The organism is Protofrankia coriariae (assembly GCF_001017755.1).
Classification (GTDB): Bacteria; Actinomycetota; Actinomycetes; order Frankiales; family Frankiaceae; genus Protofrankia; species Protofrankia coriariae.
Genome location: NZ_JWIO01000020.1, coordinates 10746 through 19279 on the forward strand (window position 1 = coordinate 10746; position 8534 = coordinate 19279).

Genomic DNA, 8534 nt, shown 5'->3' on the forward strand with positions numbered 1-8534 from the left:
CCCCGTCGATGCGGCGGGCCATCGAGGAGACGAACCGGCGGCGCGCGAAGCAGATCGCCTACAACACGGAACGGGGAGTGGACCCGCAGCCGCTGCGCAAGAAGGTCATCGACATCCTGGACGACCTCGTCCGGGAGAACGCCGAGGGCGGGGCCATCGGCGGTGGCGGCCGCGCGCAGTCCCGCGGGAAGGTGCCGGCCCCCGGGATGTCCTCGAAGGCGGGCCGTGACGGCGCGGTCGGGCGGCACGCGGCCCAGCTGGCCGGCATGCCCAGCGCCGACCTGGCGCAGCTCATCCGCCAGCTCGACGACCAGATGCACGAGGCGGCCAAGGAGCTCCATTTCGAACTCGCCGCCCGCCTACGCGACGAGATCGCCGAACTGAAAAAAGAACTACGCGGCATGCACGCAGCCGGTATATGACCGACGGCCTTCCCGCTCATGGCCGGGCGGGTACGGGTGCGTTCCCGGTCTCTCCCCGGTCGGCCGGCAGGAGGCCGAGCTGGGTGCTCAGCTCCGTCCGGAACCGCATGCCCGGCAGCCAGTAGCGGTCCGTGACGGCAAAACGTTCACCCAGTGGGAACGGGCCATCCGGATCCTGGTCCGTCAGGAGCGCGCGGGCGCGGCCCAGAAGCGCCATCGCGTCCTCCGCGACACGAAACCCGATCTCCGGGATGTCCGCCGGCCACATGGTGTTGATGATTTCATCACTGAGCGCGCAGGACGTCCCCCACCAGCTGTCCCAGCCGGGCAGGCTCTTGCCGAAGTACCCGGCGTACCGGTCGGCCCAGGCACCGCGGACGCCCATGGCATATGCGGACGAGCCGATCGTCCGGCCGGGGTCCAGGCCGGTGACGGACGCGAAGCCCAGGAACTGCCACCGCCGAACCGGTCTGGTCGACAGCCAGCTCACACACGTGGTCATGGCCTGCCACTCCTCGGCGGAGAAAGCCGCGAGCTCCGCATCCGGACGCGGTATCAGCACAGTGGAGGCCACCTCGACCACGTCGAACCAGAGGTCACCGCTGCGTGCCTCCACCGGCGGTCTGGTGCCGACCCAGCATGCCCTGCCCTGCCAGACGCCCGATGTCCGTGATGTGGTCACCCACTGGTCACCACTGTCGAGATATGCCCGCAGCAGCTCGGCCTCGGCCAGTTCACCGCCGCGTACGAGCGCGTCCACCAGCCGCGGCGATGTCGACCTGGCCGCCCACAGCCGTAGATGATCGGCATAGGCGTCGTTCAGCGTGCCGGTCATTTCCGGCCTTCTCTCATGTCTGGTTTTTCTCCTGTGCTCATGGCAGCCGTCCAGGGGAAGGGCACCGGGGCGCCATCGGGAATGTCCGCCTGGCCTACGGCACGGAACAACGCGGCCTCGCCGTATGTCGCCGCGCGGCGCCCCCGGCGGAACAACACCTCTCCCGCCCGGCCGCCGACCACACACGACCCGTCCGCCAGCTCACGGATCGGCCGAACGAGCACGAAGTCCCTGGCCATGAAGAGCGGCAGTGGTTCGTCCGGATGATGCGTGAGGGTGGGAATCTCCTGGAGGCCGGCCTCGAGCGCGGCGGCGAGCAGGACGTTCTGCAGGGTGACCTTCGTGCCGTCGGGCAGCCCCACCGCATGCAGCGGCCCACCGCTCCACCCCTGTTTGCGCAACCGCTCCGCGACCGTCAGGACAGCGGACCGTCGGAGGCGCGGATCGATCACCGCGTTCACTCGTTCCCGGCCATGGCAGCCCGTCGACGGCCGATGGCAGTCCACGATTTGCTTTCATCGTTCGGATTTATTATTCCCAGCTGGCTGGAGACGGCGGTCCGGAAGCGGACGCCCGGCGCCGGGTAAGACGCATGAAGGTATGGAAAGCTGTCACCCAGGTCGTTGTCCCACGGGGTGCCGGCCAGGACGTCGTCGCGCCCGACGACGATCCAGAATCCGGAGTTCACCTCGCCGGCGTGCTCCGGGGCGTCGTCTGGCCACATGTCCGTAAGCTCTTCCGCCGACAGTGCTTCATGGGCAGCCTCCCAGTAGTCCGGGTCACAGGTTGCCTTGCCGAGGAAGAGGGCGATGTCCCACGCCAGCGCCGGCGGCACCCCGGCGACAGCCGCATGCGGTGGGCCGGCATCCGTGTCGACCAGCAGGTCGCGGCCGGCCACGAGCGAACATCCCATCGCCTGCCAGACCGCCATCTGCCGAACGGAAACCCACCCCACGAATGGCGTCTGCCGTGCCAGGAAGCGCGGTGGAAGAGCGGCGAGTTCGGCGAGATCTTCCTGGGTCTGTGGGATCAGGACCATCAGCGAGATCTCGACCGGGTCGAACCACAGATCACCTGCCGAGGCTTCGCTGGTATCCGGGGGGTACCAGCCCAGCCAGCAGCGCCGGCCACTCCAGATCCCGGCCGACTCCGGTGCGGGCAGCCGTCTCGCCAGGCCGTCCCGGCGGGCCTGGAGCAGGTCGCGCTCGAGGTACAGCCCGTTCGTATCCAGGGCGACAAGCAGTTCATCCACCGAACGTTTGCCCGTCAGATCCCGAAGATAGTTCGCAAAACATTCCACGAGCGTTGGAAGGGATGGCGCATCCGAACGGCTTCTCATTTTTCGGCCAAGATTCTCGGTGGTTCCAGGCGTCCCATCAGGGGGAACCGAGAACCGTCGGGATTGTTTGGTTGGCGGGCGGTCCGGAACAAAGCGGCTTCGCCCCATGTCAGTGGCTTGTCCTTTTTCTTGTATAATATTTCGCCCTCCGTGCCACCGCGGACCAGGCTTCCGTCTGACAGCTGGCGGATATTGTGATTCGGTCTGAAAAATATCGAATTCCCTCGTTCTTCCGGGAATGGCTCGTCGGGGTGGTGGCGTATGGTTGGGACGTCTATCCCCGCTTCGCGGGCGGCGAGGAGACGGCGGTTGTCGATGCTCAGCAGCGACTTGTCGGGGAGTTCGACGACGTCGATGGGTTTTCCCTTCCAACCCTCGGTCCGCATGCTCTCCACCAGTTCGGAGAGGGTTATGTCATCGTGTGTCTGCGGGCTCACGTTCTCCTGACTGAATCGTATGGTGTGCGGATTTTCCAGGCTGTGGACCGGTGGTGTCCATGCGCGCGCGACACCACGGGACGTACCGGCTTCTGCTCTCAGAATACGCCCGGTGATCCGGCCGGCTGGTTCGCCGCCGGCCATCGCCAGTGCGGGCGACGGGAACGGCCCGAGGATGTTCCTGAGAATCGTGGTGACGTGGGTAGAGGCGTCGCGGAGGTTGGTGGTGAGGGTGGTGAGGTGGGTGCGGGCGGCGGCGAGGATGCTGTGGGTGATGGCGCCGCCATGAGCGAGTCCGGTGAGGACGCGGCCGTCGCGGAGGGCGCCGCCGGCCACACGCAGGCCGCGGGCGAGCCCGGCGGTGGTAGTGAGCCCCCTGGTGCCCGGGATGCAGCCGAGTAACGCCAGGCCGACATCCCAGCCGGATGCCTCGCCGGCGGCGTAGCGGGCCAGGGTGTCGGCGAGGACGACCAGAGCGGCGGCGAACACGATCCAGGCGGCCGGCCCGCCGATCACCAGGGCGACGACGCCGAGGACTGCGACGGTGATCTGCGCGGCCCGCACGGTGGTGTGCCAGAGGCTGCCCGCGGTCTGTCTGATCTTCTCCCAGGACCACCAGCGTTTGTTGCGGATGCCCGCGTCGGAGGCGTCGCGGATGGCCTGGCCACAGGTGTGCGCGGCGTCCGCGCGCAGCCGGCCGGCGGCCAACGCGAGCCGGCGGGCGGCGTCGAGATCGTCCTGGGCTCCGCGGGCGGCGTCGCGGGCCTGCTCGAGACGGATCTGGGCGGCGTCACGGTCGCGGATGGCCTGGGCGAGCTGCGCCGGGTCGGGCGGAGGGATCCCCGCGCTGGCGGTGTGGAGGGCGGGGGTCAGGTGGAGAGCGGGGGCCAGGTCGGTGAGGGCGGCGGCCGCGGTCGTCAGCGCGGTCTGGGTCGGGGCGAGGAGGGTCTGGGCGTGGTCACGGCGGGCGCGGGCATCGCGACCACGCGCGAGGGCACGGTCGGCCTGCCGCTGGGCGGCGTCCAGGATCGGCTCGTAGGCGCCGAGGGCCTGGCCAGCCATCCGGTAGGACGTCTCCAGCCTGGTCAGCTGGCCGGGGAACTCGTCCAGTTCGTCGCGGAAGGCGTCACCGGCGGTGCCGGCCCAGGACTGTACGACACCGCCGACGGTGACCGTGGCGATCTGCCCGCGGGCATGCTCGACGTCGGCGACGAACGTCAGGAAGCGTCGCGCCAGCTCCCGAACGGCGAAGGGGTCGCCCGGGGTTGGGTCGTGCTCGAGGTCGAGGACACCCCAGTCGGTGGGACGGCTCACCGGACCGGACGACCTGGAGCGCGGCCAGGGCGGCAGGAACAGCGGCGGGCGTGGCCGGCTCCGTGTTCCGCGGAACACACCCGGTGGACGCGAGGAACGCGTAACGGCGGATGCACAACCGTCATGGGCACCGTCCAGGCAGGATCAGGATCAGGGATCAAAGCCAGGCAAAGCTCATAAACAGGATGAAATTAACATGAGCTGTGACCGTCTGGCCACCGTAGCCAGCCGAGTCGACCGAGATGGCCGGCCCGCTACCGGCTCTTCCCGGGGCGGGAGTCCGCGTTCCGCGGGGCACGGTCGGGCCGGAGGCGGCCCCGGGCCAGCCGCGACGGGTGCGACTGTGTTCTGTGTTCCGCGGGGCACGGTCACGTCAGTGCGCCCCGCGGATCCGGTCGACCCCCTCGCACGGCACGGACGGTCAGCCGTACGTAGTCGACGACGGGCGCGGGCAGGCGTTCGGCGACGGCCCGGGTGAACGCGGCCCGTTCGTCGAGGGGCAGCCGGTCCAGGTGCGCGCCGAGGACGACCGTTTCCAGGTAGCGCAGCAGCAGGTCGTCGTCGGGGAAGACCGCCGGGTCCGCCACCAGCGCCACCTCGGTGTCGACGAAGCCAGCGGCCCGCAGCCGGGTGTCCGTCCCGGCGGCGTCGGCGAAGTTCCACACGTCCGGCACGTCGTCGACCAGGCTGTCGATGGCGCGGATGACGTTCGCGATGTTCCCGTGCCCACCGCATTCGAAGACGAGCTGGCCGCCGGGGGCCAGGACGGCCGCGAGGTTGTCGAACAGCGCGCCATGGTCGGGTATCCAGTGGAAGGCGGCCACGCTGAAGACCGCGTCGACCAGGCCGGCCGGGCCGGCCGGGCCGGGCAGGCGCAGCGGCCGGGTCAGGTCCGCGTGAACGATCTCCAGGCGGTCGGTGCGGCCGGCCAGCCGGGCTCTGAGCCGGTCCAGCATGGCGGCCGAACCGTCCACGGCGATCACTCGCCCGTGGGGCAGGCGGTCGAGCAGGGCGGCGGTGTCGCGGCCGGTCCCGCAGCCGGCGTCGAGGACCGTCTCGCCGCCGGCCAGCGCCAGGCGGGAGAGGGTGCGCAGACCCCACTGCTCATGGGGCAGTGGCAGGGCATCGTAGCCATGGGCGTCCCATTCGTGAGACATATACCGATCCTACGTTGCGACGGGTGATGGTTCGATAGCAGGATGGGACGCCATCCGCCGCCGAGAGGAATGCCGAGGGGCGCGGCCCTGGTCGGATTCCGTACCGGTGCCGGGGCGGGCAGGGACCGACAGAGCCGGCAAGGGAGCCGGCAAGGGAGCCGGCAGGGACGGGCAGGGTCGGTGGTCATGGGAACCGACAGTGATCGTCAAGGAACGGTAACGAAATCTTAAACAACAATCGTGGGGTCCGGCCGTGTGCATGCGCCGGGGACCGGGAAGTCTGGAAGAGGACGAATTCGGTGATGCGATCTTTCCCACGGCATACGTCCTGCCCGGAAAGGGGAGCGAACGGATATGACCGCTGACCATACGCCGCGGGGAACGGTCCACACACCGGTGTCGGTACGCCCCGGGGCCGCCGTCGCCATCGCCTTGTTGACCTTCCTGCTGTCCGCCTTCATACTCCCGGCCGCGGTGCCGGACCGCCCGACCGCCGCCTATCTCTCCGCCGGGCTCATCGGTGCCGGAGTGGTGTTCGGCGTGCTGCTCGCCGCCGACTTCGCCCGGGCCGCGGCCGCGCGTCGGGCGGGTGCCGAGGTCAGCGGGATCACGGTCGGCGCCTTCGGTAGCCGGCTGACCACCATGACGCAGATCACCGAACCCGTGGCCGCTGCCCGCGTTGCCCGCGCCGGCCTGCTCGTCGGTGGGCTCGGGGGAGGTGCGCTCGTCGTGCTCGGCTGGCTCGCCCCCGGCGGCGCCGCGGCGCTCGCCGGCAGCGTCGGGCTGTGGGCGGGCGGCCTCCTGCTGCTGCTCACCGCCTCGGAGCTGCTGCCCACGCCACGCACAGGTGGGGGGCGGCTGCTCGCGGCCGCGGTGTACCGCCGGACGGGCAGCCGGGAACGCGCCGACGCCGCCGTGGCCCGAGCCGCGGTGATCGTCGGCTGGACGCTGATCGCGTCGGGCCTGGCCGTGACCTTCCTGACCAGCCCGGCGGGGCTGTGGGTGGCGCTGCTGGGCTGGATCGCGCTTGGCGCCGGCCGTCTCGAGCAGTCCCGGTTGCGCACGAACCGGCTGCTGGCCGGCGTCCGGGTCGGTGAGGTGATGGGGCCCGCCCCCGAGAGCGTGGCCGGTTGGCGCACGGTCGCCGCCGCTGTGGACGAGGTGGTGGCGCCGGCCGTGGCCGCCTCCGGGCGGACGGTGTTCACCGTCGTGGATTTCGACGGTGCTCTCGCTGGTGTCGTGTTCCTGCGTGATCTTGACGCGGTCCCGCTGGACGACCGTGGGCTGACCAGGGTCAGCAAGGTGGGTGTGCCGATGGCCGCGGTGTGCCTGACCACGCCGGACGAGCTGCTCACCGACCTGCTTCCGCGGCTGGCCGGACGGCCGGGCGCGGGCCTCGCGCTGGTGGTCGACGACATCGGCGGCGCCAGGCCACAGCCGGTCGGCGCCGTCGGCCATATGGAGATCACAAAGGCGTTGGCGGTCGCGTCGTTGCGGGCCGCCGTGGCCGGCGCGCATGGTGGTGCTGGTGGGCCGGGTGGTGCTGGGCCCGGCACGGTCGGTAGGGTGCCGGACGCCGCGCGGCCGGTCGACTGAGCGCTCCCCGAAGCGCCGCCCCTGCCCGGCCGGCCCGTGTGATGAGCCCCCGGTCAGGGTCGATCGATGGCATGCTGGCATGCGCATACGCCGGAGTGCCCGGGACGGACACGAGTACTGTTGCCGCCATGACGATCAGGACCGCCGAGGCGTTGGCCGGCTGTGCGCCCGTCGACTACCTGGCGGTGGGGAACCCGACACTTGACGTCCTGCCCGACTCCTCCTCCACCATCGGTGGGAGCATGGTCTACGCCGTGGTGCAGGCGGCGCGGCTGGGCCTGTGTGCAGCCGGTGTCGGGTGCGGCCATGGTGCGGAACTGGCACCGGTGTGGACGCCGTTCGAGGCGGAGGCGTTTCTCTACATCCAGCCGGCGCCGGAGACGACCCGGTTCCGCAACGACAACGCCGGCAGCCTGCGAACCCAGTGGCTGGAGTCGTCCGCGGGCGTCGTCTCGGGGCTCGACCGGCTCCCGGAGAGCAGGGTGCTGCATCTGGCGCCAGTCGCGCGGGAAATCGTCCTCGACGATGTTGTCCGGCGCAGCGCGCGGGGGCTGGTCGGGCTCACCCCGCAGGGCCTGATCCGTTCCTGGGACGCCAGCCGGCTCGTCCGTCATCACATGCTGCACATCGACGGCGCGACCGCGAAGAACATCGACGCGGTGGTGTTCGCCGACTATGAGGCCACCTATCTGGCCAGCGTGGCCGAGGCGGTGCGTCGCGCCGGCGGGGTCGTCGTGATCACCAAGGGTCCTCGCGGGGCGGAGGTCCTGCTCGCGAACGGGAAACAGGAGTTCTCCGCCATCGCGGCCGACCGTCTCGTCGACGACACCGGCGCCGGGGACGTTTTCGCCGCGTCGCTGTTCATCGCGCTGGACACGGGGAGCACGGTCAGTGACGCTGTCCGGTTTGCCGCGGCGGCTGCCACGCTGAGCATCAGCGGAATCGGCCCGGGGGCGATCGCCACCCGGGACGCCGTCGTGAAGCTGGCCGGCCGGGACACCGCGATCGATCGCAGCGCCGTCGGGCTGTTCTGACGCGCCTGCGTTCTGTTTCGATCTCGTTCGTTCGGAGGTCTTTTCTTTCGCCCACGCCGTAGTCAACACTGTTGACGACTTCTGGCGCCAAAGTTGATCTTGAAGGTTGTCGGTTATCGGCGGTTGTCGGTTGTCGGTCGTGGTTGTCGCTGGTGGTGTCCGAAACCGAAATTGTCCCGGCGTCGCCCCGGGTGTGGGCCGGGCCCGTGCCGGGCGCCCCGCATCGCGGGCTGCCGCGTGTTCGCCGGCCCTCGTCGAACCGTTCCGAGAGAGCCGGCGAAAACCTGAGATTCTATTCGACCCGTTCGATCCGCTGGCCGGCGCCTTCGGGGTATCTCGACACATGGTTGTGCGGGTTCCACGGATAGTGAATGCTGTCGGCGAGCCGGCGGGCGTCCAT

At 70.1% G+C, this 8534-nt stretch carries 8 protein-coding genes and 1 pseudogene; 4 read left to right on the forward strand and 5 right to left on the reverse strand.

Translation table 11 applies throughout. The annotated features are described in order from the left end of the window. Positions 1–8: 8 nt before the first annotated feature. Both FrCorBMG51_RS34775 and FrCorBMG51_RS34780 read left to right on the forward strand, forming a co-directional pair. Positions 9–59: pseudogene (locus FrCorBMG51_RS34775) on the forward strand (hypothetical protein); the annotation flags it as partial. A gap of 147 nt (positions 60–206) precedes the next feature. Further along, complete coding sequence (locus tag FrCorBMG51_RS34780) at positions 207–422, forward strand: UvrB/UvrC motif-containing protein (RefSeq protein ID WP_476742164.1); 216 nt, start codon at positions 207–209, stop codon at positions 420–422. Positions 423–438: 16 nt separating this feature from the next. Here FrCorBMG51_RS34780 and FrCorBMG51_RS13630 read toward each other — a convergent pair whose 3' ends face one another. The 5 genes from FrCorBMG51_RS13630 to FrCorBMG51_RS13650 form a co-directional block, all read right to left on the reverse strand. Further along, positions 439–1257, reverse strand: a complete 819-nt coding sequence (locus tag FrCorBMG51_RS13630) for a hypothetical protein (protein ID WP_047223456.1) — start codon at positions 1255–1257, stop codon at positions 439–441. Continuing rightward, positions 1254–1709, reverse strand: a complete 456-nt coding sequence (locus tag FrCorBMG51_RS13635) for a hypothetical protein (RefSeq protein WP_139342333.1) — start codon at positions 1707–1709, stop codon at positions 1254–1256. The genes FrCorBMG51_RS13630 and FrCorBMG51_RS13635 overlap by 4 nt, the downstream gene beginning before the upstream one ends. A gap of 5 nt (positions 1710–1714) precedes the next feature. After that, positions 1715–2509: a hypothetical protein gene (locus FrCorBMG51_RS13640; protein ID WP_157180497.1), complete on the reverse strand. Its 795-nt coding sequence runs from the start codon at positions 2507–2509 to the stop codon at positions 1715–1717. Between the two features lie 83 nt (positions 2510–2592). Then, positions 2593–4347: a putative T7SS-secreted protein gene (locus FrCorBMG51_RS29660; protein ID WP_052914656.1), complete on the reverse strand. Its 1755-nt coding sequence runs from the start codon at positions 4345–4347 to the stop codon at positions 2593–2595. A 368-nt stretch (positions 4348–4715) separates the two neighbouring features. Continuing rightward, complete coding sequence (locus FrCorBMG51_RS13650; protein ID WP_047223459.1) at positions 4716–5504, reverse strand: class I SAM-dependent methyltransferase; 789 nt, start codon at positions 5502–5504, stop codon at positions 4716–4718. 354 nt (positions 5505–5858) lie between these two features. On the opposite strand from FrCorBMG51_RS13650, the gene FrCorBMG51_RS13655 reads away from it, so the two are divergent. Both FrCorBMG51_RS13655 and FrCorBMG51_RS13660 read left to right on the forward strand, forming a co-directional pair. Next, positions 5859–7100 (forward strand): peptidase M50, encoded by a 1242-nt coding sequence (locus tag FrCorBMG51_RS13655; protein WP_200902446.1) that lies wholly within the window; start codon positions 5859–5861, stop codon positions 7098–7100. 128 nt (positions 7101–7228) lie between these two features. After that, positions 7229–8134: a PfkB family carbohydrate kinase gene (locus FrCorBMG51_RS13660; RefSeq protein ID WP_047223460.1), complete on the forward strand. Its 906-nt coding sequence runs from the start codon at positions 7229–7231 to the stop codon at positions 8132–8134. The last annotated feature ends 400 nt before the right edge of the window (positions 8135–8534 follow it).

Bases quoted from the DNA above. Each gene is read 5' to 3' on its own strand.
- FrCorBMG51_RS34780 (WP_476742164.1), top strand. From the start codon at position 207: ATGTCCTCGAAGGCGGGCCGTGACGGCGCGGTCGGGCGGCACGCGGCC.
- FrCorBMG51_RS13630 (WP_047223456.1), bottom strand. From the start codon at position 1,257: ATGACCGGCACGCTGAACGACGCCTATGCCGATCATCTACGGCTGTGG.
- FrCorBMG51_RS13650 (WP_047223459.1), bottom strand. From the start codon at position 5,504: ATGTCTCACGAATGGGACGCCCATGGCTACGATGCCCTGCCACTGCCC.
- FrCorBMG51_RS13655 (WP_200902446.1), top strand. From the start codon at position 5,859: ATGACCGCTGACCATACGCCGCGGGGAACGGTCCACACACCGGTGTCG.
- FrCorBMG51_RS13660 (WP_047223460.1), top strand. From the start codon at position 7,229: ATGACGATCAGGACCGCCGAGGCGTTGGCCGGCTGTGCGCCCGTCGAC.